The following is a 22,782-nucleotide window of genomic DNA, read 5'->3' on the forward strand; positions in this document are numbered from 1 at the left end:
AAATCAGATCCAGACGCCAAAAGCCTGCAAGGTTCATGCGTATCGATTTTCTAACTTCACTGAGAGGACTCACCGTCATAGCGGCTGTCATTTTTCAAAGCGCCCTATTCGCCGCATCAAACAATGAGCACTGGTACCGGCTCCCTTCTTCAGCCGAGCTTCCCCTCTCAGCAGGAAACCTATCCCCGGAGGCATCTGGATACTCGCTTTCAGGATTAAGTGCTTTCAAGACCTCGGAGAGTAACCTCGTCGAAACGCAAAGCTACGGACGCGTCGATCCATCCGGTTCTCTGCAGTGGGCCTTTTCCACCGAGGATGCCACCTTTCAGCTCCACTCCGACCCTTCCAGCCAAGATCACGCCTTCGCATACCGAATCGGCGAGGCCTACCTGGACGTCCTCCGCATCAACGGAAACAATCGCTCAAAAACCTTTTCCTTCCGCTATCCCCTCGCGCCCTCGAACATCGGCTCCGATCTGAGCTTCCTAGCAAACTCGCGCATCGGCTTCCTACAAAACGTGGGGACGTCCCAGCGGCTCGCCGTTTTTGACGCGAACGGGTCCCCAGTCTTCGAAAACAGTTATTCCTCGGCCGGCTTCATGCCAACTAGCCCAACCGAAGATGTCACCCAATCGACTAGGATTCACCGAATCAGCGGAAGTCCAGAAATCTACCTGACAGTCCTCAAATCGATACGCAACCAAAGCAAGTCCACCTTCAACAACACCTTCTTCGTTCTCCGCATCAACGCCAACGGGCAACTGCAATGGTCGAGATCCTTTGCGATCGAAACCGTTAGCCGCACTAGCGACCAGGCAGGCGTCGTCGACGGCAAGCTCCTCATCGCGCTTCCGGATACCACCGTGGGAATCCCCGGACAGCCTTTCAGCAGCGTTCCCTCCACCCATCTGGCGCTCGTCGACAGCAACGGCGCCCTAAACTTCGCCAGAACTCTGGAGAATTTCACCTATAACGGCACCTCCGCGCTGACGGACGAGAACGCCTACTACATCGCCGGCTCAACCCCCAATCCAAACACCCTCTTCGCTACCAATCCTGCTTTGCTCAGCATATCGTCCACGAGCGGAACCATCGAATTCCAAACAAGCTTCGCTTCAGATAAAACCGCGACCCTCCAGCTGGCAGGAATAGCAGGGGCCAATATCTTCGCCTCAATTCCCCAAGACTCCCAGAATCTGTTGCTGAGTCTCAACAAGCGCCTGCAAGTCATCGCCTCAAAGCGATCATCAAATACGAACCTGCGGGTCGATTCCCAATCGACTCCCTACTTCAGTTCCTACCTGCCCTCCAAAGCCGCAATAGGATTTCTCGAGACTGATTCCGAACTCACTGTCTCGCTCGATAGCTCGATCAAACTGGTCGAGGAGCAACAGACGGTCGTCGCCCCCCAAGTATCCGCCCCCACCCTTGACTTGAATCTGCTCGGTCTGAGCGTAAGCACTTCCCCCGCGAGCAACGACAAAAGCTCCATCGACATCGACTACGAATTCGTCAGCATCGAGCGCTACAAGGCTTCCTCGCAAAAGATAGCGGACCCGATTCCCGCAAGCCTGTCCGTCAAGAGTAGCGGTATTGCAACCCTGTCTTTCGATTCCGAATACGGATGGGATTACCAGCTCCAAAAAAGCCATCCCACAACAGGCGAGTTCAGCACCATCGACTCCCTCTCCGGAACCGGCCAAACCACAAGCTTCAGTTTGACAGTGTCTCACGGCAGTGCTGCCCTCTTCCGCATCGTAAAAGTCACGGCGGCGACACAAGAGTGAGGGCTCCGTCTAAAATGCGACCAAACAGGGCGCGCGCCCCAGCATGAACGGGTTGCGCCAAGCGGAAGTCCCTGCCACAGTCTAGCTTTACTCGTGAAGGTCGCCCTTTTGGCGACCCACCTCAATTTGACCGACCAGTCCATGCCCCTGAGAACCCTCACGCTTATATCCCTTCTGGCAGCTTCACTTTGCCCGAGTTTGCCCGCAGACGTCACCCTTCCCAGCATCGTCAGCGACGGCATGATTTTGCAACGGGACAGCGACCTGACCGTCTGGGGTTGGGCAGATCCCGACGAAAAGGTCAGCGTCCACTTCCTCGGCAAATCGCTATCCACCACCGCCGACGCAGCGGGCAATTGGCAGGTATCGCTTCCGCCCTCCCCTGCCGGCGGTCCTCATCAGATGCGAATTGCGGGCAAAAACGAGATCACCCTGCGAAACATCCTCATGGGAGACGTCTGGCTCTGCTCCGGCCAGTCGAACATGACCCATGCCTTCGACCGCTGGCAGGAAGAGTACGCCGCCGAAATCGCCGCGTCCAAAAACGCCCAAATCCGCCAATTTCGCGTACCCACAAATCCGATACTCACCGGACCGCAAAAAGACTTCCCAGGCCTCAGCTGGCAAGAGGCCGATCCTCAGTCCCTGCTCGAGTTCACCGTCGTCGGCTACTTCCACGCAAAGAAACTCTTCGACAAGTACCAAGTGCCTCAGGGCATTATCATGTCTTGCGTCGGCGGCACCCGCATCGAAGCCTGGACCAGCGAAGCAGGATTCAAAAACTTTCCTGACATTCTGGATACAATCGAACGCAACAAAGACACCGAATACGTCAACCGCATCAACGCGGAAGCCAAAGCCGACCGCGAATCCGATACGCCGCCTCCTAGCGAGGATCGCGGCCTCGCCAGCGCTCCCAAGTGGTACGACCCCGCCCACCAGCCCCTCAATTGGAAATCCATCAACATTCCCGGCTACTGGGAAGACCAAGGCCTACGCAATCTCGACGGCGTCGTCTGGTACCGACGCGAGATCGAAATCCCCGCCGCCCTCGCCGGACAGGAAATAAAGGTCAAGCTCGGCCGCATCCGCAACGCCGACGAACTCTACGTGAACGGACAAAAAGTAGGGAACACCACCTATGAGTACCCACAACGTCGATACACGATCCCCACAGACCTGACCAAGCCCGGCAAGAACCTCTTCGTTATCCGCGTGACCAACTACGCCGGCAGCGGCGGCTTCATCCACGACAAGCCCTACCAACTCGAAGTCGCCGGCCAGACCATCGACCTCAAGGGCACCTGGCACTACAAGGTAGGCGAAGTCTACCGCCCAACTCGCTCCTACAAGCAAGGGATCTCCGCCCAATCACAGCCCAGCGGCTTGTACAACGGCATGATCGCGCCCTTCACCCGCTACGGCCTACGCGGGATGCTCTGGTACCAAGGCGAAAGCAACGCCGGCAACCCAGCGAGCTACCGGGAGTTCCTACCAAACCTCATCGCCGATTGGCGCCAGCAATGGAACGCCCCCAACGCCACATTCCTCATCGCCCAATTGCCAAACTTCATGGACATCGACTTCCTACCGCCGTCCCATAGCAACTGGGCAGAGATGCGCGAAGTCCAACTTCAGACCGCTCTCGAGACACCCAATACCGGTCTCGGTATCGCCATCGATCTGGGCGAATGGAACGACATCCACCCCGGCAACAAGAAGCAGGTCGGCGAACGTCTCGCCCTGCAAGCCATGCAGCACGCCTACGGCGAAACCGACCTCGTCACCTCCGGGCCCCTTTTCCGCTCCCAGGAAATCGTCGACGATACGATCGTGCTCCACTTCGACCATACCGGCAGCGGCCTCGTATCCAGCAACGGCGAACAACTCGCCCACTTCGCCATAGCGGGGGAGGACAAAAAATTCGTCTGGGGCGACGCCGTCATCAAAGGCGACGCCGTCGTTGTATCCAGCGACGAAGTCCCGGCGCCCCGCTATGTCCGCTACGCTTGGGCCGACAACCCCGACTTCGCCAACCTCGGCAACGCCGAAGGCCTCCCCGCAAGCCCCTTCCGCACCGATCGGTAAAACGCGAAAGCCAGCTTTCTGGCCGCGCCCCATCAGCCGCACCAGCACTTCAGCAATACCACTTAATAAATCTTGCGTGTGCCTCCCTGCGAAGCAAACTCACGGCCGCACCTCCGACGCTGGAGGCAATCAATCCAAATTCGGAACCCTAAACGCTCTCTCTCGCAAGGCACTCAACGCAACCCGATTCCGGAACAAGCTAGGCTGCTCTTGTGAATCCCTCGATCAATCCATGAACTTAAGATCCTTCTCGATCCTCACCTCACTCGCAGCAATCGTCTTCCTATCGGGTTGCGCAACCCCGAGCCGCGTAAGCCAAATGACTATTCTGGCAACCGATGCGATCGGCTACACCGGCGAAACGCCCCTAAAGGAAAACGTCTCCGTGGACGAGTCGACTGGAGGACACAATACCAATCCGCTCTGGACCTCCCAAGTGAGCAGCGACGACTTCAAGCAAGCGCTGGAGGACTCGCTCGCTTCCGCGCAACTGCTACATCCACAAAAAAGCGGCAAGTACCGCCTCTCCCTCGAGCTCCAAAAGCTGAAGCAACCCTTCGTCGGTATCAACATGACGGTTACAGCTAGCGTGAACTACAAGCTAACGCATTCCGAGACCAACCAAGTCCTCTTCGAGGAAACGATTGAGACGCCCTTCACCGCAACCGTATCCGATGCCTTCATTGGCGTCGAAAGACTGAAAATCGCCAACGAAGGAGCCGTGAGGGAAAACATCAAGATGCTCATCGGCAAGCTCTACGAACTGGAGGTTTCAGAGTCCCAAGTTACGGTAGAGTAAGTCCCCGCCTCGCCTTGCACACGCTCCCTCGCCTTCAGGAGCGCGCGCCCAGCAACCTCAAGGCGACTTCGTCCTACCAATCCGCGGTTGAAATCCGTCAGCGCTGTTCCATGCTGCCGGACTTTCACCGCCTATGAAGTTTCTCCACACCGCTGACTGGCACCTCGGCCGCATCTTCCACCAACTCCATCTCACCGAGGAACAATCGTTCGTTCTCGATCAGATAGTGGAGATCGCCGCCAAAGAGGAGGTGGACGCAGTGGTGGTCGCCGGAGATCTATACGACCGTGCGGTGCCTCCACCGGAAGCAGTCGCTCTGCTAGATCGCACCTGGCAACGAATCATCGAAGAACTCAGCGTACCCATAATCACCATACCGGGTAACCACGACAGCGCCACACGTATCGGTTACGGCTCCCACCTCCTGGAAAAGGCTGGACTGCACATCGTAGCAAACTTCGATCGAGCCCTCCGCCCCATCCCCGTCGGCGGCGTCGACTTTTTTGCCCTCCCTTTCGCCGAACCGGCCGAAGTACGAGCGTGGTCGGGCGATCCTAAAGTGCGAGATCATGACACAGCCATGATTCGCTGCATCGAGCGCATGCGAGAAAACTTCACTCCCGATCGCCCGAGGGTACTTGTCGCCCACGCCTTCGTAGCAGGGGCCCGCACCGAGTCCGATTCCGAGCGCCCGCTTTCCGTGGGTGGAGCGGGCACCGTACCAGTGGATACCTTTGACGACTTCCATTACACGGCTCTCGGCCATCTTCACGCCGCCCAAAGCGTTTCCGACCGCTGCCTCTATTCTGGATCCCCCATGAAATACTCTTTCTCGGAAGCGAAACACCAAAAGTCAGTTACTATCGTAGAGGTCGAAGATTCGGGTTCCGTATCGACATTCCAGATACCGATCGCCGCCCGACGCGATGTGCGAAATGTAGAGGGCAAACTAGCTGAGCTGGTGGCCGCCGCTCCTGTCGACCCCAAGCGGGACGACTACCTGAGAGTTGTCCTGACCGACGAAGGGGCGCTCTTGAACGCGATCGGGCGTCTACGCGAGGTTTACCCAAATGTGCTGCAACTGGAGCGACGTTTCCTGACCTCCGGTTCAAACAAACAAGCCTCCCAAGTCGCCCAGCGCCAGCAAGCCACCGAGACTGAACTCTTCGCCAGCTTTTTCGGCGAAGTTCTGGAGAGCGATCCCAGCCTCGCTGAGACAAGCCTTTTCCAAGAGACGCTGGAGGAACTTCGCCGCTTTGAATCCGAAAAAGAGGCGGCTTCCCAATGAGACCGCTACGCCTCACCCTCGAAGCATTTGGCCCCTACGCCCAAGGCCAAACCCTCGACTTCACGGAACTCGGGCAGCACGAGTTCTTCCTCATCCATGGCACCACCGGTTCGGGCAAGACAACCTTGCTCGACGCCATCACTTACGCGCTCTACGGGGAAACCTCCGGAGCCGGCCGTACCGCCGCCCAAATGCGTAGCCAACAAGCAAGCCCCGAGTCTGACACGCGGGTCCGCTTCGATTTCCGCATCGGATCTGCTTGCTACCGCGTAGAGCGCCTACCCGAGCAAGAGGTCGCCAAAAAGCGAGGCACCGGCACCACCAAGCGTCCTGCCGAAGCTAGGCTGTGGCGTTCCCAAATTACGGATACAGATGCCGGACCAAGCGAGGACGGATGGACTCCCATCGCCACCAAGGCTGGACAAGTCAACAGCGAGGTATCTCGCCTGCTCGGCTTCTCCGCAGAGCAATTCCGCCAAGTCATCCTCATCCCTCAAGGCCGCTTTCGCGAGGTGCTGGAAGCCGACTCCAAGAAGCGCGAGGAGATTCTCGAAACCTTATTCGGAACAGGCCTCTACTCCCAACTCGCCGAACGCCTAAAAAGTAAGGCCAGGGGGATCGAGGAAGCAGCAAAAGAAGGAGAGCGCAAAAAGGAAGCGCTGCTGCAGGCCCAGCAGGTCGAGTCGACCGAGGCGCTGCACGAAAGGCGTGAGGACTTAAACAAACGATGCTCCGACCTAGCCTCAGCCCTCAAGCCCCTCCAAGAGCAAAGGGATAAGGCTGCTGAAGGACTTGCAACAGCGAGACGCTTGAACGAACAGTTCCAAGAAGCGGATGCGGCAAGCAAAGAACTCAAATCGCTTGTCGCTCGAAAGAACGAGATCGATCAGTCTAGGCAGCAACTCACCTCCGCACGAAAAGCGTCTTCAATTCGTTCTGAAAGGGAAATTTGGATACGTTCTCAAAAGCAGGTTTCGGATATAAAATCTGATCTAGCGAGGGAGCAGAAACGAGTTCCTGAACTGGAGAAATCCCTAAACCAGGCTAAGGCGCAACGGGAAGAACAAGACCAACGTGCCAAGCGAAAGGAAACGCTGCAACGCGAGCAGTCGCAACTCCAACCGCTCGTTGCAAAACTTGCCACCTGGACAAAAACGAAAAGCGAGCTCGAAGCAAAATCCAAGGAACTGAGAGAGCAAACCTCCGAAGCGGAACGACTCAAAAACGCAGCAAACGAGAGTTCAAAACAGTTACCTGAGGTTGAAAAACACCGCGACGAAGCCATGCAGGCAAAAGCGGCCCTACCTGCACTTGAGGCAACCCAGAAGACCGTCCAAGAGCAGCTTGAAACCCTAGGGAGGAAAAAGACGCTCGAAAAGCAGCTGCAACCCAAGCAAACCGATCTCGCCAAGAAGGAAGCAACTGGCCGACAGCTCGCTGAGGAGCTAAAAGCGAAACAAAAGAGACTGCAAGAGGAGCAGGCCCTCTGGGACTCGGGGCAAGCCGCCCTACTTGCCAGTCAACTTACTGAGGACACTCCGTGCCCGGTCTGCGGCTCTCTCCACCACCCCGCTCCTCACCAAAGCCTGAAGGACACGCTTCCTTCGCAAGAAAAGCTCAAGGCCGCTCGCGAGGCTGTCGCAAACATCGAGAAGAAACTCGAAACCGCTCGCGAAGAGTGGCAGGCCGCCAAAGCGGAGGTCGTAGAGCTCAACTCCCAACTCAAAGCCCTGGACAAAGTCGAAACCACAACGGAAGCTCTCGCGAAACAAGCCAGTACGCTTGCCGAGAAAATCGAAGCAACCAGGAAGCTCGTCGCCGCCTATCCAGAAACCGCACTCGAAAAAGCCAAGAGGCGAAACGAAGAAACACGAAAGGCTTTCGAAACAGCAGACGCTAAACGCATAGCCACCCAGAACCAGCTGACCCAAATTCAGACATCTCTCGAGCACCTCGCCCGCGACATTCCAGATGCCTTGCGAGCACCGCAAGCCCTTCCCAATCGACTCGATCAGCTCGAAAAAGAAATCGAAAAGATCGACCACGAGATGAAGCGTATCGAAGCATCGTATCAGAAATCCCTGACAGACTACCAAAACGCGCAAACTCGCATCGAGTCGCTCAACAAACAACTCCTTCAATCCGAGAAGAACCTGCAAGAATCCACCCAAACATGGCAGTCCGCGCTTCAACGAGAGGCTTTCCGAGACGACTCAGCCTGGCAAGCGGCCCAACTCCCGCCCGAGGAACTGCAAAGCCTCCTGACACAAATCGAAGCGTACGATAAGCAGCTAGCCGCCGCCACCGACCGGCACGAGCGAGCGCGCGAGACGCTCGCCAAATCGAAAGCCGACAAACCACCCGAGCTCGAGACCTACGCCACCAAAGCCCGCGCAGCAGACGAGGCACTCCAAGAGAAGCGAGACGAGCGAACCGGAATCGCCAAGGAACTGGAGGGCGTCGAAACCGCCCTGAGAAATTTAGCGAAGCTCGAGAAGGAGTTCGGGGTCCTGCAACAAACCTACGCCGTCGCCGGTCGGGTTGCCGACGCCGTCAACGGCAAGAATCCGCTCGGCATGACCCTGCAACGCTTCGTGCTCACCGCCTTCCTCGACGACACCCTCATCGCCGCCACCGCCCGCCTCGAACGCATGAGCCGGGGGCGTTACCGCCTCGAGCGACGTCGCGAACGCGACGACATGCGGCGCGCCTCCGGACTGGACCTAGACGTCTTCGACGAATTCACCGGCCAAGCTCGCAGCGTCAATACGCTCTCCGGCGGCGAGTCCTTCCTCGCCTCCCTCTCGCTCGCCCTTGGCCTGGCGGACGTGGTGCAAAGCTACGCCGGCGGCATTCGCATGGAAGCGCTTTTCATCGACGAAGGATTTGGCACGCTCGACCAAGAAGCCCTCGACGAAGCCCTAAAAGCCCTCATGGACCTGCGCGAAAAAGGCCGCCTCGTAGGAATCATTTCTCATGTTCCCGAGCTGAAAGAGCGTATCGACGTCCGCCTCGAGGTAACCGCAACAAGAGAAGGTTCCCGGGCAAAGTTCCATATAGTCGGCGAATAGAGCGAGGCGCACCCAGCGAACAAAAAGCGCTCCCCCCTTAACAAGGAGAGCGCCAAACTCAGATATGAAACAAACGACTAAAATGTGCCTTTGACTCCGAGCTTCCAAATGGTACCGGTTTTAAGGATACGCACAAAATTAGATTCGTGCCCGCGGTAGGTGTATTGCGAATCTTCGTTGGTCAAATTGCGGGCATCGAGGAAGAGGCGAAGCTTGTCGGACAACTTGTAGTCTAGGTTCAAGTCGAAGAACATGCGTTCCTTCTGGAACTCGTCGGGCTGAGCCGAATCGGACCAAACACCAGTTGACTCGTTGTAGGATGAAGAAGTGCCCGTGAGGATGGTTCCGATGTAGTTCATATTCAAACGAGCGCTGAAACGATCGATACTAGCGTTCACTCCAGCATTCGCCGTACGCTTCGGGGAACCACGGAAGAATCGATCGTCCTCGTAGTCGAGCATCGTGTAGTTGCCAAACACTCCAAGTCCCGTCAAAGGTTTCGGCAAGTTCTTGAATTGCTTGGAGAAGTCAATTTCAAGACCGCTGAGATCTACATCACGCGTTGCGTTTGTGCGAGTGAGCAGCGTGTATCCAGCGAAAGAGGAGTCTCCACCATATCCATCCGGACCGAGTACCGTTTCGCCACCTGTAATCTGGCGATCCGACCAAATACGATGAAACGCCGAAACCGACAGCAAGCCCACCGGCTCGAAGTACTTTTCCAAAGTGAAGTAATAGGTTTTGGCATTCTCCTCGCTTAGGTTCGGGTTATTCGCGCTCATCTCGCGATCAGTTTCATTTATACTGGAGATTCCTGGAACCAAGTTGGCAATGTCAGCACGCGTGATCGACTCGTGGTACGAAAAACGACCGACGAGATCGTAAGCAAACTCGTAGTTGGCGTGTAGATACGGCAACAAGACTTCAGTCCAATCGCCTTCTGCGGTAACGGGGCGACCGTTCACCGAATCCCACCCGGTGCCCTGAGGCTTGGAGCGTTCGTATCTTAAACCGGGAGCAATGTCTAACTTCCCGATCTTGATCTGGTCGGTCACGTAGGCCGACATGATCTCCTCTTCGAAGTACCAATTGTTGCGGCGACGCTGATCACCGTTGCGATCTGTGTTCTCTACAAACTCGCCGGGATTCTCGAGATAATAATCCCAAATTTTCCACGGGCTGTACGGCCGAATTCCGTTGAGGTTGCTCCCGCTGTCGTAGTCCATCACGAAATTGCTGTCCACGAAGTCGCCGGGATTTGGATCGTCATCAGTCCCCAGTACTCCATCCGGTCCCGTAAACGTAGTCCACATCGAACCATAACGGTGCACTTCCAGGTCTCGAGTGTTGAACATAACACCAAACTTCAGGAGGTGAGTCTGGTCCTTCTGCTTCAGGTCTCGGGTGAAGTCCACACGAAGCGTCGTTTGCTCGTCTCGAGAATTTCTCTCGTACCACTTCATCGCATTATCCACAAAGCTGTAATTGCTCGGGTTTCTCCAATCAGGCCCGGACAGCTGGGTGAACTGCAAATCCGTAGATCCTTCAGATGGGCGTGTCCAATTCCAGGATACATCACTGATATCAGCCCGATAATCGGCGAAGTGGTTATTTTCCAGGTTCTCGTACCAATTTCGAGCGACACCACGGTTTAAACGAGTGGAAATAGTCAAGTCACCCATTTGATAATCGCTTCCCATCGTGTAGATAGTAGTATCTCCGAGCTTCTCCATGAACTGGTTAGATTCATTGGACACCGTACCGCTCGCCACGGTCTGGTTGGTCTTAGAAACTTCCTTAGTCAGGTCCAAGCTACTTGGACGCAGGCTCATGGTTCTATTGTAGAACTTTGCTTTGTAGGTACTATGGTCCACACGAGCAAAGAGCTTGAGATTGTCATTCGCCAAGAAATCCACCCGAGCGAAGTAGTTTTCGCGGGTAGTCGGCTTGGGGCCATCCTGAAACCACATCCACCAGTAAGTCGGCACTTCCGTGTCGTTGTTGTCAGGATTATCATCGTAGCCGTTGTGCCACAGCCATGTGTGCTTCTGAGCTGCGATCGTCTCGTGGTGCGACAAGCCAAAGATAACGCCTACCTTCCCTTCATTGAAGACATTCGAGTACTTGAAGGTATAATTCGGATACAGTTTTCTGCCTTCCTGGTCATCCCACCCGGGTGACTTGTGAAGTCCCGCATAGTAAGAATTCGTCGCCAAACCGAAAGAATAGTCGATGTTCTGACCATCGTGATCGAGGGCGCTTTCCGTCACCAAGTCCACGGTTCCGGACAAGGCCGAAGGTTGGTCCGGAGTTGGGGTTTTCGTCAATTGGACTAGTTCGACGCTGTCCATAGACAACTGCTCGAACTCAAAAGTTCTCCCCGTACCGATGTTGGAAGACCCTGCGCTAGGAACGAAGAGCCCTTCCAGCAGCACGTTACCGTACTGAGGTGCCAATCCGCTGATACGCACTGAACGGGCATCCGCTTCTACGTAATCTAGAGATACGCCAGGCATCAGCTTAAGAAATTCGCCCGCGTTTCCTTCTGAAACGTTTCCAAGCGAGTCAGCAGCAACGACCTTTACAGGATTTATGGCGACCTTCTGCTCATTAACCGCGCGCGAAGCTGCGTTATAAGACTCAGCCTGAACTTCAAAGGCACCCAAGGTATATACATTACCTTCGTCCATGAAGGAGCTACGTAGCTTGATCGTAGGGCGAACAGTCCCGTCTTCCGGTACGGTAACGGTCTGTTCGATAGTGTCGTAACCACTAAAACTCACGCGTAAGGTCACTTCGCCCGCGGATACATCCGGAAAATAAAAGCTCCCCCCTTGTTCGGTCAGCACGCGGTTGCTAGATCCGGCTATCGTTACCTGGGCGTTTCGCAGGTTATTGCCTAAATCAGAGTCAACGACTCGCCCTCGAATCTCGCCTGCCCAGGATTGCGTGGCAACGCTCAGCGCTAAAACGGGAAGAGCTAGGCCCAAGAGCCCCCTCCCCAATGAGTTGCATCGTATCTTATTTGTTTTTTTCATATTTAGCTTTGGAGTTTTGACAAAAAGTCTTCCTGCATTCGTTTTACGGATACATTCCATATTGACCTGAAACGCCGCTTCCCAATCGCAGGCACGCAAGCTCCGCCAAACGGCTCTCAAGCCGTTCAAATAATGGAGCACGAAGGCCTCATAAAGACCCTCTCAGCATATGGGTTTCTCAGAAACGAACCGCTGGCAAACAAGGCTCAGCCGGACCGTCTTCGATAAAGTGTCGTCTCAATCATTGTGGGGTAATTCAGAAGCATTATATAATTCTCCCATGCAAGAAACGGGAAACAGGTGCATTCAACGCCAAGACACCTATCACCATATTTCTGTCTAAAAGAATTTCGTTCTTTTTCTAAAAGACTGCCCAATGAAACATACTAGCCCCTACTGCATTGGGTTACAGTTGGCTGCAGACCGCAGTGCAATTCCGTTTCACAGCACGACAAGGTCTGGCCCTCGGTCCAGACCCACAAAAAATCGATTTATTGGACAGGATCTGAGAGGATCCTGAAGCGATTCACTCGTACGAGCAGCAGCACTAAAAAGAAAGAGTAGTCGTAAAGTAGAACTGTCGTGGATCGATGATGCGGAATGCAGACTCTTCACCATCAGGATTAACAGCAATCGCCTCCAAGCCTCCGCTTTCAAAAGCGTCTCGAATGTTAAGCTGAAACTTGAGCTCTAACTTGTCCTTAAATGCCGGCATCGTGTAGCTGGCCCAAAAATCGACGTGAAAGTCTTCACTGTTGTACACTGGCTTGTCCGCATCCAGCTTGCGTACAATCCCATCTTCATCAGGTAAACCAGCGAGATAGCCGATGATCGCTGAATCCTCCCACCGTACACTGCCCCCTATTCCGAGGCCCTTCAGGGCGCCGTCCGTAATGAGATAATTTGAGATAGCATTCCAACGCCACTCCCGCTGCCCTGAGGTTTTCTTTCCCGACAAGGTTTGCTGCAGCCCCATGTTCGCATCGATATTTATTTCGAACCACTTTTCAGGTGTATTCAAAGTTCCATGCAAAACGTTGCGCTTGGCTCCAATGTCGAAAGGGGCCTTATCGTTGTCGTAGTCCCAAAAACGCTGAAACCCTTCCGGCAAAGCCTCTGAATACGCCGCTTGCCAGACGGGAAGACGCACCGCTTTCCACGCCGTGTACTCAGGGGCAATCTCACTAAAAACAGTCTTTTGTTGGGCTAGGTTAAATTTGAAGTTCCAGTTCCTCGACGGATTGAAGACCATCTGAAATTCGATTCCTTCCCCCTTTAAGGTACTGGTTCCGAGGACTGAATTATTGTAGGTGGCGAAGTTCTCCGGAAATTGCGTAATTTCCGCGACTCGGGCTTCGGCTGCTGCCCCTGTCAAGCCTTCGGCGCTTGCAGCATATCTGGCCCAATCACCAAAGAAATCCTCATCGAAGTAACCCATCCGCCAAATAGAAGTTCCGGTGCCACCCACCCGAGAATTCAACTGAGCTACATCGAAGAAATTCAATTTCGCATAAAGTTTCCCGTCAAACAGATGAAGGCCCATCCCCCAATCTCTACCTTCGCCGGTGGGCAATGGCAACGGCTCACCTGTTCCAATATCATAGACGACTCCTGCTGGCGTGAAATTGTCAGATTCGTTGTAGTGGAAATTCAACCACTCCATCGGCTTCAGGACAATGCCAGCAGTGCTGGTCATTCCTGAAACCCGTTGCCAATCCTCAAACTCTTTCGCTACGTCCGATGGATCAGCGATGCCCGTCTCCGGATCGATCTCCGGATTGAGACCTTGACGCCCCAGGTTACGATCCTCCCGCAAGCCAAGAGTCGTCACGACCTTCTCCTTTAAGAAGCTGCTCTGCAGCACAAAGGCTAGCGAATCCGTCTCCTGTTGCTCGCCTGAAGAAACGATATGCAGCGTACGCCCCAGGTCGACCGTTTCTTCCTCCCAGGCAAACGAATCCAAACTCGCATCAGACGCTACCACGCTCGTTGGATACCCCACGGACATTGTCACCGATTCCGCTCCGTTGAAGACATACCCGGGATCGTTAACCACGAGGCCATCTTGGCCGCCGAGATAAATCCTTTTGTATACCGCCCCGCCAACACCGCCAATCCGCCGCCTTTGGTTCACCCAAGCATTATCGGAAAGCACAACCTGCCTCCACCGATAAAACGCGCTGTCATATTCTCGCGAACTCACCAAGGCCATCGCCCGATGCCTTCCGAGCGACCGCATCCAGCCATCGCTATTATCGAAATCCAGTTCATAGGCTAGAGTCGCGCGAAAACTGGAATTGTTCTCAAACTGATCAAAATCGTCTGGCTCCCTGATCTCAATAAAAGGGCGTCCAAAATACGGATTGGGACTGCCATCTAGCAGATGCGTATTCGGATCGATCTCGATGGTAGCCCCAGTCTGCTGGCCAATGAAGTAACTGTTTTCCGCCTCGTAACTCTCATCTATGTATCCTATATTAAGATACAGGTTCGAGAGAATTCTCTGATCCCACTCAAACGTTTCGATTTTGGCGGCGGAGCTCCCAACGTTACTGGACAAGATATTCAGATGTTCCCAGTCGTACGAATCGGAGTCGGAGACCCCTGGGTAAATAAAAAGCGGATCCAGATTCTCGCCGTTAGTCTTCATCATGCGATAAACGGTTCCGCCCGCAACAAGCCCCGGAGCATTGCCCAAACTCCTCTGGGTCCCACCGAGAAACTCGCCCTGATCGAAATGAAACACCGGTCCAAACGCTCGGGCGGCCAAGCCAGAAGGCAGGTCGCTGTCGGAATCTACGGGACCAAAGACCTGGCCATTTAAGGCATACCTTCTAGTCGATGGATTCCATGTAGGGCTCCCAGCAGCTTTCCAGGGGGTGATCAGATCTCGAGGAGTCACATTGTTGGGGCGACGATTTTTGTTTTCGTAGTTTTCAAAGGTCCCTCTAAACGTTGTGTTATCCGAAGGCTTGTAGGTGAGAGCCAAATACTGCCGCTTGGTTTCATCATAGGAGGGTTTTCGGCGGAACCCCTTCTCCTCTCTTAGCACCGAGACGTTCACCGCAAGCACATCTTCAACCAATGTTCTATTGAAGCTTCCACTCGCGCGAAAATCGTCCCAACTGCCCCACCGTACCTTAACCTCTCCGGACTCTGCTCCAACCACCGCCTTTTCCAAACTTTGGTTTACGATTCCCGCGGCGCTTCCAAGTCCAAACAAGATCGAATTCGGCCCCCTATTGATCTCGACCGAGCGAGTATTATAAGTGTCAAACGGAATACGGGCAATACTCGGGAAATAATCCCTCGCCGTATCCGCTGGAGCAATACCGCGAACCCGGTTCACAGTGGAAGGACCATTGGCAACCAATCCATTGCTCCAACCTGCAGGATTGTCGCGAACGGCTCCATCCTTATCGATTTCGTAGGAAGTGTAGTTGCCCAAGCCTTCAGTGTTAGCCTCGTAAAGAAAGACATCGTTGATGTCGACCGCAGCCGTATCTTCCAGTTGTCGGCTCGTGACAACCGTAATGGAAGAAGCAAGGTCTGAAATGTTACTATTCAAACGACTCCCCGCCAAAGTGTTTTCCGCGTAGTAGCCAATGTCGTTATCGGAACTCGACACCTCGAAAGGAGAAAGTTCGTAGATGTCGGCATCCTCGATACGACTCGCCGACGAGGCAGGAGTCCGCGCATCGGGGACCGCAATCGCCAACACTCCCCTTAAAAACCGATTGAGCTTCCGCCTGTCCCCCGGTTCTTCATTCTGCGGTTTCGATTCCGTCGCGATACCAGCCCCTCCAGGTTCGGAAGTAGCTCCGTCGCCGCCCCTCTTTAAGATGCCAAAAGCTCTACCGTCACTGACGGAGACCGCCGTGAGAGGCGTGCCATCCAACATTTTCGCAAGGGCTTGAGCGACTTGGAAGCGCCCTCGTATCGGGTTTGTAACCACTTCCGAAGAAGACCCAACAGAAATCAAGATCTCTACATTGGCTTGAAGGGCCGCAACTTTAAGCGTTTCGCCCGCTGGACCTGCTTCTACATCAAAGAAGAACTCGTTTGAATTAGCCCGCAGAATACAAGTCCACGTAAGCGCAAGCGTTACGCAGATCAACCAAGCGTTGCGATGGCAACGATAGAAAATCATGCAGACAAAAACGAGGTAATTGGGACGAAGGCATACTAGTCAGTATTTACACCTTCTTAGACACACGATGCAGTTATATTAACTAAAAATAAAGTTAGAGACAGGCAATATATCGCTCCTTTCACTTTTCTTTATGGAGAATGATCTTCGAACCATCCACACGCTCCACTCGTACGTTATTAGTCAAAGCAAGGAGCTCCACAAACTCACCCAGGCGGTTCGGGCGAAACGCAGCGGTTATGGGCAAAGCGTTAAGTTCCGCGTCGGCGATGACCAGCTGCGTGTGATTGCGACGATTGAATTCGAGGATCACTTCAGAAAGCGGTGCATTCGTGAAGTCTAAGGTTTCGTTTTTCCAAGCCAAACGACTTTCGATCACCTCGGGAGTCACTAACTCGACCACGGGGAGCGCCAAAGCAGCGTTGAGGTTTACCACGGTTCGTTGTCCTGCGATCAACTTCTGCACGAGCGGCTCCAACTCTTCGACGACACTGTCGCGCGTGGTCGCGATGGAAGGATTCATGAGGACCTTTCCTTCAGTCACCAAAACCTCTACCTCGTCGGGATTCAAAGACACATTGAACGCAGTGCCAACCGCCTGAACCACGGTGCCTCGAGCCCGAACGACAAAAGGCCTATCGGGATCTTTGGATACCGTGAAATAGGCTTCGCCAGAGAGAAGGTCGATCAAGCGCTTGTCCTGAGAAAAACGAACCGAAACCTGCGCCCCTCGGTTGAGCTCCACCACCGAGCCATCTTGCAAGACATGGTGCTCGTAGAAACGCGCCGACTCGCCCGAGGCAAGCAAAGTGACAGACGCCCCCTCCTCTTTCCCCAGAAGTATCCACAGCGCCAATCCCAAGACCAACAAAGCAGCCAAGCTAGAGTAGCGTTTCACCCACCCAATCCATGAGTGGCCGGCGGAAACAGCCAGCAAGTCGGGGTTGGGCTCCACACTGTGCTCAGGCCTCCACTCCGCGAGTAGATCCATAGAACGCCAGACCCGTTCCCGCGTCGCGTAAGACTCGGAGTGCTCAGGATCTTTGGCCAACCAATCGAAAAAAGCATCCTGCTCCTCCGCGGTAAGACCTCGATCATGCCTTGCCAGCCAATCAGAAGCTTCTCTGCTTATACGCTCTTCCCGCGAAGAATCACTTGGTTCCATATGCTCGCTCATGACTCACCGGTCTCACAAAATCGTCCCACAAACTCAGCGCACTTGTTAACGCCAATTGATATCTGGGCGTTCACCGTACTAGAGGAAATATTCAGCTTTTTGGCAATTTCCCGCTGCGGCATCCCATAGACCTTGCGCAGAGTAAATATCTGGCGGCACCGGTCTGGCAGGGATTGGATCGCCTTGGTTAAAATTTCCAGCTCCTGATTCCGAGCCACCGTCTCGTGGACCCCCTCGCTTTCGTCCAAATAGTCCACGTCATCGGAAACGAACTCGAGATTCTCTCCACGAACCTTGGCATGGCGCACTGCGTTGAGCGCCAGGTTCCGGGCCGTGGCAAAAAGAAAAGCTTTCGGCGCATGCACTGGCTTCTCGGAATGCGCTCGCATAACCTTGAGGTAAGACTCCTGGACCACGTCGTCCACGTCGATGCCAGAGGAGAACCTGCTCTTCAGCCAAGCTCGCAACATGCCTTCGTGCGGCAGCAAGCGTTCTTTGAACCAACGACTCTCGTCTTTTTCGTCTCGGGGCATCAAGGGGTAGCTTTTCGTTTACGGAATTACGAGGCAGAGACACGTGAGCGGAGCTAATTAACTAAGAGAAAAGCCGATTTAGCTTCAAGTCGGTCACCACGCCTCAAGCCACCAGAGTGCCTCTCGCAGCGAACCTCGCCAAAACCGCATCCATCGGACAGTAAGACGCCGTGACTGAAAGTGCCCCGGAGGCACCGTGTTCCTTGGCCAAGCCGACATGCGGGCAAAGCGAAGCATCAATACCAATCGATGGCAGGGTCGAGCGGGAAACAGGCAAGCTGACCCGCCCAGCAAATCGAAACACCTCCCCGAATCCATCCACTAGGGCCACCGGGAATCGAACCCAGATCTAAGGTTTAGGAAACCCTTGTTCTATCCGTTGAACTATGACCCCAGGAATGCCAGCCGTCAAAATGGCTGGAGAGGCAAATTTCTGCAGGAAGCCCCTCTCGCTGTAAAGAAATAGCTGCCTAGAAATTCTCGCTTTCCGTTGTTGACAAGGGGTACCGAAGGCCTAGTTTCCGCCGTTCCTTATGAGCACAGAGAAAAAATCACAAAGCCTCACGCCACAAGAGCTGGACCACAACCATGCTCACATCCTTGCACGCTACGTAACAGAAACTGGCAAGATCATCCCAGGCAAGATGAACCGCATCAACTCGAAGCAGCAGCGTAAGATCACCAAGGCAATCAAGCGCGCTCGCAACTTGCGCTTGATGAAGTAGTCGACGCCTCGAGCGTTTATACTGCCACACACACGCGGGACCTGGTTGGCCCGCTCGCTCCACACGCACATGGCGAACATACTCCAACCTACCGAGGAAAACTTACGCGATCTGCGTAAGTTTTTGCTTTTTGGGGGACTGGTCGGCGTCCCCACCGAGACTGTCTACGGACTGGCCGCCAACGCCTTTGACGCTCAAGCCTGCGCCAAGATCTTCGAAGCGAAGCAACGTCCGGCCAACGACCCCTTGATCTGCCACATCTCCGGCGTCGAGGCGCTCGAACAAATTTGCTACGCCAACCCGCTGGCAATCCGCCTTGCGGAACGCTTCTGGCCCGGCCCCCTCACCTTCGTCCTGCCCAAGAAGGACAAGATACCCGGCATCGTCACAGCAGGACTTGACTCAGTGGGCGTGCGCTGCTCCGCCCACCCGGAATTCCAGAGACTAGTCGCCCAGTGCGACTTTCCTCTCGCCGCCCCCAGCGCCAACCCCTTCGCCTACATCAGCCCCACCACCGCCCAGCACGTGGAAGCAGGTCTCGGCTCGAAAATCCAATTCATCCTCGACGGCGGCCCCTGCGCCTTCGGCGTGGAGTCGACCATCCTCGACCTGCGCGACGAGTCCCAGCCGCGCATCCTGCGCTACGGAGCCCTGCCCGCCGAGGAAATCGAGGCGGAGCTGGGCCGCTCCATCGAAAAGCCGGCCGCCACTTCCGCCGACGAATCCGTGCAGCACCTCGCCCCCGGCTCCCTGCCCAAGCACTACAGCCCCCGCACGCCGCTCGACCTGCGAGGCGGAATCGCAACGAGCGAGCTTGAAACGCTGCCACCCAAAACCGCCGCACTGCTGCTGGCCAAGCCGCAGCAAGATCGCGGCAAAAACGTGCATTGGCTCTCCGAAGACGGAAAACTCTCCGAAATCGCGGCCAACCTCTTCGCCAAGCTGCGAGAGCTCGACGAAGCCGGCTACTCGCGAATCATCGCCGAAGAAGCCCCCGAACTGGGACTCGGACTGGCCATCAACGACCGCCTGCGCCGCGCTTCGTTTCGGTAGGAAAGAGGTAGGAGCGAGCTTGCTCGCGATCATCCAAGAGGCCACGCCAGATTGAACTGGCGCAATTTCAAATCGTGCCACAAGGGCACTTCCCACGCAGGATTTGGAACTACTTCTCCAGCTCCACGTTCCAGTAGGCGATATCGAGGAAGTGCTTCCAGGCCTCCTGCTTCTTTCCGCGGGCCACGAGATTGATGACCGGGCGCCACTTGGGAGCGGACGGCTTGCGGATCAGGCGCATCTTCGCCTCGTGCGGCAAACGGTTGGCCTTCCGCGAATTACAGTCGATGCAGGAGCAAACGATATTCTGCCAGGTCGTCTTGCCGCCGTAGTGACGCGGGATCACATGATCCAGATTCAGGTCCTCCGACGGCAGCTTCTTCGAGCAGTACTGGCAAGTGTACTTGTCGCGCTCGAAAACATTGTGACGCGTGAGCTTCACTTCCTTGCGCGGCATGCGATCGAAGACCGAAAGCAGGATCACTCGAGGGACGCGGATCGGATACTTCACGGTATGCACGAGCTCCAGCTCGCCTGCAGGTGGATTGTGCCGAGAAAAATCGACCCAATCCATCATGTTGAAGACTTCAAAACTTTCGTCTTCCGCATGGACAATCTGAGCGTGTCCGCTCGCGAGGAGCGAAAAGGCACGCTTGGCGGCGATTACATTCACCGCCTGCCATAACCGGTTCAATACCAAGACCGGCTCCATAAGGGCAGCTTCCATGGAGAAGTACTTTCTACCCACTAGGGTGAAACTGTCAAGGTACGATGAAACGCTCCGGCAGGATGTCACCGGAGCGTCACGTATTCAAAAAACGGATCGCGCGTAGCGCGAAGCCTTAGCCAGCGTCCACGAACGGATCCGCGCTACGGTCCCCCTACTCGCCGTCGAACACGCGAACCTGAGCGAAGAACTGCTTCTGGTTCGCGATGAAGGCATGATGAGTGGGGTGATCCTGATAGATATCGTGGTCTGCCACGTTCTCGACGATCACCGTCAGCATGTAGTCCCAATCCGTCTGCACCACCGGGCGCTTAGCCGTGTCGGCAACCTTGCCGATGTAGCAAGCCTTCGCCACGTCAATGGTAGCGAGGGAATTCAAATCCTTCTCAAATGCAGCGACCTGTTCGTCGCTCATGCCGGGAGTGAGGTTAAAGAGAACTGTGTGAACGAGCATAATAAAATGGGTTACGTGAACGACTATTGTTCGCCAATGCTGGTGAATCGGTCAAGCGCCGCCTCGATCCGGGCTTGGTTTTCCTGGTAGAACTGAAAGGATCCCGCTTCTCGGTTAACCGCAATTACGCCGATGATCATGCGCAGCGAGTCCGCCGTCTCAAAGAGCGCAGCATCCGCCCCCTCGCCCTCAAGACGCTGCTCCAACCAAGCCAAGTTTTCCCTCATGTCCCGCTCCATGCCCTCCTCCGCGGAAGCAAACTCGCTGAGAAAGGTGAGCTTCAAATTCACCGCGATCACATCTCGGCCCAGCAGCCCCGCATCGCTCCATACCCGACTTTGAGCAGCAACTACCGACGGATCCTCTTCGTAGGCAATTTCAGACCAGATAGCCGGATGCTTTCGGGCAGCCTGCTCCAGCAAAGGCAAAGCGTCCTCGAAATAAGCGAGTTCGTCCTCAGTTAACGGATACGCGAGCACATCATACATGTTACCGCCCTGGGCGGCATCCAACCATTTGGCTCCAGAAACCTGGCTCTCCGGCTCTGGTTCGGGTTGCGACGAGCAGGCTCCAATAAGGAGAGAAGCGAGAACGAAAACAGGAAGTAGCAATTTATTCATATTGGAGGCTCCTATCCTGTCCGCCGGGACAGAGGACGCTACCCTAATCTAGAAGAATCGCAGAGCTGGCGCCGCATTGCAGAAGCAAAAACAAGGCAGATCGAGCGGCGGCCGTACCTACTGCCCAAATAAAAGCCGCAGCCCTTTCGAGCTACGGCTTTGAAAGCTTTTTTCGGCAGGGCTAGAGCTACTTCTTGAGTTGAACCTTACCGGTCCCCTTGGTCGCTTGGCCAATCTTCACGGCCTTGCAACCGTTGGCATGACAGAACTCGAGAATCGCATCCGCCTGCTTGCCATCGACCATAAGCGTCATGCCGATACCCATGTTGAACACTTCGTACATCTCGTCGAAGTCGATACCGCCTTTTTCTTCGATAAGCTTGAAGATAGGCAGCGGCTCCCAAGTGGACGTTTCGATTTCCACGTCAACCTTCTCGGGCAGAATACGAGGAATGTTTCCGGTGAAGCCTCCGCCCGTGATGTGAGCGATGCCGAAGACTGCGTTGCCCTTGCGGACCTTGGAAGAGGTGCCTTGGTTAAACTTCGCAAGCAATGGCTGCAGCAACGGCGCATAGTTAGTATGCGGAGCCATCAAGGCCTTTTCGATACTTTGACGCGTGCCAGGCACCTTATCTTTCAAAGTCAGCTTGGCCTTGTCGAAGATCACCTTGCGAGCGAGCGTGTACCCGTTGGTGTGCAATCCGCTGGAAGGCAGGCCGATGACCACGTCGCCGGGACGAATGGTAGAGCCGGAGAGCATCTTCTTCTTTTCGGCAATGCCCACGATCACTCCGGCGATATCGTATTCTCCCTTTGAATACATATCCGGCAACTGAGCGGTTTCACCGCCAATTAACGCGCAGTTTGCTCCTGCGCACGCTTCGGAAATACCAGCGAGGATTTGCTTGAAAACCTTTGGTTCGAGCTTCCCGAGACCGAGGTAGTCGAGGAAGAAAAGCGGCTCCGCTCCGATGACTGAAATGTCGTCGATGCAGTGATTCACGATGTCGAGACCAACACTCTTATGCTTGCCTGACTCAAAGGCGATCTTGAGCTTCGTACCCACTCCGTCGATACTGCTAACGAGGACCGGCTCCTTGTACTTGGATTTGGAGAGGTCGAACAACCCACCGAAGCCACCTACCGCCCCGAGAACTTCCGGACGGGACGCGCTTTTGAGCGATTGCTTGAGGCCGCCCTTCATGCGGTCGGCCAAATCGATGTTAACGCCTACTTCAGCGTACGCTTTTGTTTTTTTCTTAGCAGCCATCT

At 55.0% G+C, this 22,782-nt stretch carries 15 protein-coding genes, 1 tRNA gene and 1 pseudogene; 7 read left to right on the forward strand and 10 right to left on the reverse strand.

What is annotated here, in order from left to right:
• The first annotated feature begins 35 nt into the window (after positions 1-35).
• The 5 genes from IEN85_RS03735 (at position 36) to IEN85_RS03755 (ending at position 9,033) form a co-directional block, all read left to right on the forward strand.
• Positions 36-1,787: a hypothetical protein gene (locus IEN85_RS03735; protein ID WP_191615722.1), complete on the forward strand. Its 1,752-nt coding sequence runs from the start codon at positions 36-38 to the stop codon at positions 1,785-1,787.
• 93 nt (positions 1,788-1,880) lie between these two features.
• A complete protein-coding gene (locus IEN85_RS03740; protein ID WP_318186576.1) occupies positions 1,881-3,875 on the forward strand; it encodes a sialate O-acetylesterase in 1,995 nt (664 codons plus the stop codon).
• A gap of 232 nt (positions 3,876-4,107) precedes the next feature.
• Positions 4,108-4,674, forward strand: a complete 567-nt coding sequence (locus IEN85_RS03745; RefSeq protein ID WP_224772436.1) for a hypothetical protein — start codon at positions 4,108-4,110, stop codon at positions 4,672-4,674.
• A 133-nt stretch (positions 4,675-4,807) separates the two neighbouring features.
• Positions 4,808-5,962 carry an exonuclease SbcCD subunit D gene (locus IEN85_RS03750; protein ID WP_191615724.1) on the forward strand — a complete coding sequence of 385 codons (1,155 nt, stop codon included), beginning with the start codon at positions 4,808-4,810 and terminating at the stop codon, positions 5,960-5,962.
• Positions 5,959-9,033: an SbcC/MukB-like Walker B domain-containing protein gene (locus IEN85_RS03755; protein ID WP_191615725.1), complete on the forward strand. Its 3,075-nt coding sequence runs from the start codon at positions 5,959-5,961 to the stop codon at positions 9,031-9,033. The genes IEN85_RS03750 and IEN85_RS03755 overlap by 4 nt, the downstream gene beginning before the upstream one ends.
• A 77-nt stretch (positions 9,034-9,110) precedes the next feature.
• Here the strand turns inward: IEN85_RS03755 and IEN85_RS03760 are convergent, their stop codons facing one another.
• The 6 genes and pseudogenes from IEN85_RS03760 to IEN85_RS03780 form a co-directional block, all read right to left on the reverse strand.
• On the reverse strand, positions 9,111-12,131 hold the full coding sequence (locus IEN85_RS03760) for a TonB-dependent receptor (protein WP_318186582.1): 3,021 nt from the start codon (positions 12,129-12,131) through the stop codon (positions 9,111-9,113).
• Positions 12,132-12,618: 487 nt separating this feature from the next.
• Positions 12,619-16,221, reverse strand: a complete 3,603-nt coding sequence (locus IEN85_RS03765; RefSeq protein ID WP_191615727.1) for a TonB-dependent receptor — start codon at positions 16,219-16,221, stop codon at positions 12,619-12,621.
• Between the two features lie 121 nt (positions 16,222-16,342).
• The gene (locus IEN85_RS03770) at positions 16,343-17,212 is read right to left on the reverse strand and encodes a FecR family protein (protein WP_224772466.1); all 870 of its coding nucleotides are present in this window, start codon (positions 17,210-17,212) and stop codon (positions 16,343-16,345) included.
• Positions 17,213-17,245: 33 nt separating this feature from the next.
• Positions 17,246-17,398, reverse strand: a pseudogene (locus IEN85_RS24940) (FecR/PupR family sigma factor regulator); the annotation flags it as partial.
• The gene (locus tag IEN85_RS03775; RefSeq protein ID WP_191615729.1) at positions 17,395-17,931 is read right to left on the reverse strand and encodes an RNA polymerase sigma factor; all 537 of its coding nucleotides are present in this window, start codon (positions 17,929-17,931) and stop codon (positions 17,395-17,397) included. The gene IEN85_RS03775 and the pseudogene IEN85_RS24940, both read right to left, overlap by 4 nt.
• A 322-nt stretch (positions 17,932-18,253) precedes the next feature.
• A tRNA-Arg gene (locus tag IEN85_RS03780) sits at positions 18,254-18,325 on the reverse strand.
• Between the two features lie 139 nt (positions 18,326-18,464).
• Here IEN85_RS03780 and rpsR point away from each other — a divergent pair.
• Both rpsR and IEN85_RS03790 read left to right on the forward strand, forming a co-directional pair.
• The gene (gene rpsR / locus IEN85_RS03785) at positions 18,465-18,656 is read left to right on the forward strand and encodes a 30S ribosomal protein S18 (protein WP_191615730.1); all 192 of its coding nucleotides are present in this window, start codon (positions 18,465-18,467) and stop codon (positions 18,654-18,656) included.
• 69 nt (positions 18,657-18,725) lie between these two features.
• Complete coding sequence (locus IEN85_RS03790) at positions 18,726-19,709, forward strand: L-threonylcarbamoyladenylate synthase (RefSeq protein WP_191615731.1); 984 nt, start codon at positions 18,726-18,728, stop codon at positions 19,707-19,709.
• Positions 19,710-19,818: 109 nt separating this feature from the next.
• Here the strand turns inward: IEN85_RS03790 and IEN85_RS03795 are convergent, their stop codons facing one another.
• The 4 genes from IEN85_RS03795 to purM all read right to left on the reverse strand — a co-directional run bounded on the left by IEN85_RS03795 (position 19,819) and on the right by purM (position 22,780).
• Positions 19,819-20,436 (reverse strand): HNH endonuclease, encoded by a 618-nt coding sequence (locus IEN85_RS03795; RefSeq protein ID WP_191615732.1) that lies wholly within the window; start codon positions 20,434-20,436, stop codon positions 19,819-19,821.
• Positions 20,437-20,590: 154 nt separating this feature from the next.
• Complete coding sequence (locus IEN85_RS03800) at positions 20,591-20,890, reverse strand: Dabb family protein (protein WP_191615733.1); 300 nt, start codon at positions 20,888-20,890, stop codon at positions 20,591-20,593.
• A gap of 23 nt (positions 20,891-20,913) precedes the next feature.
• Positions 20,914-21,510, reverse strand: coding sequence for a hypothetical protein (locus tag IEN85_RS03805; protein WP_191615734.1), 597 nt, complete (start codon positions 21,508-21,510; stop codon positions 20,914-20,916).
• Positions 21,511-21,697: 187 nt separating this feature from the next.
• The gene (gene purM, locus IEN85_RS03810; RefSeq protein WP_191615735.1) at positions 21,698-22,780 is read right to left on the reverse strand and encodes a phosphoribosylformylglycinamidine cyclo-ligase; all 1,083 of its coding nucleotides are present in this window, start codon (positions 22,778-22,780) and stop codon (positions 21,698-21,700) included.
• Positions 22,781-22,782: the final 2 nt, after the last annotated feature.

Source organism: Pelagicoccus enzymogenes, from assembly GCF_014803405.1.
GTDB lineage: Bacteria > Verrucomicrobiota > Verrucomicrobiia > Opitutales > Opitutaceae > Pelagicoccus > Pelagicoccus enzymogenes.

Excerpts from the sequence above, each read along its gene's own strand:
- IEN85_RS03735 (WP_191615722.1), top strand. The coding sequence starts at position 36 with ATGCGTATCGATTTTCTAACTTCACTGAGAGGACTCACCGTCATAGCG.
- IEN85_RS03745 (WP_224772436.1), top strand. The coding sequence starts at position 4,108 with ATGAACTTAAGATCCTTCTCGATCCTCACCTCACTCGCAGCAATCGTC.
- IEN85_RS03750 (WP_191615724.1), top strand. The coding sequence starts at position 4,808 with ATGAAGTTTCTCCACACCGCTGACTGGCACCTCGGCCGCATCTTCCAC.
- IEN85_RS03755 (WP_191615725.1), top strand. The coding sequence starts at position 5,959 with ATGAGACCGCTACGCCTCACCCTCGAAGCATTTGGCCCCTACGCCCAA.
- IEN85_RS03760 (WP_318186582.1), bottom strand. The coding sequence starts at position 12,131 with ATGGAATGTATCCGTAAAACGAATGCAGGAAGACTTTTTGTCAAAACT.
- IEN85_RS03765 (WP_191615727.1), bottom strand. The coding sequence starts at position 16,221 with ATGATTTTCTATCGTTGCCATCGCAACGCTTGGTTGATCTGCGTAACG.
- IEN85_RS03770 (WP_224772466.1), bottom strand. The coding sequence starts at position 17,212 with ATGGATCTACTCGCGGAGTGGAGGCCTGAGCACAGTGTGGAGCCCAAC.
- IEN85_RS03775 (WP_191615729.1), bottom strand. The coding sequence starts at position 17,931 with ATGCCCCGAGACGAAAAAGACGAGAGTCGTTGGTTCAAAGAACGCTTG.
- rpsR (WP_191615730.1), top strand. The coding sequence starts at position 18,465 with ATGAGCACAGAGAAAAAATCACAAAGCCTCACGCCACAAGAGCTGGAC.
- IEN85_RS03790 (WP_191615731.1), top strand. The coding sequence starts at position 18,726 with ATGGCGAACATACTCCAACCTACCGAGGAAAACTTACGCGATCTGCGT.
- IEN85_RS03795 (WP_191615732.1), bottom strand. The coding sequence starts at position 20,436 with ATGGAAGCTGCCCTTATGGAGCCGGTCTTGGTATTGAACCGGTTATGG.
- IEN85_RS03800 (WP_191615733.1), bottom strand. The coding sequence starts at position 20,890 with ATGCTCGTTCACACAGTTCTCTTTAACCTCACTCCCGGCATGAGCGAC.
- IEN85_RS03805 (WP_191615734.1), bottom strand. The coding sequence starts at position 21,510 with ATGAATAAATTGCTACTTCCTGTTTTCGTTCTCGCTTCTCTCCTTATT.
- purM (WP_191615735.1), bottom strand. The coding sequence starts at position 22,780 with ATGGCTGCTAAGAAAAAAACAAAAGCGTACGCTGAAGTAGGCGTTAAC.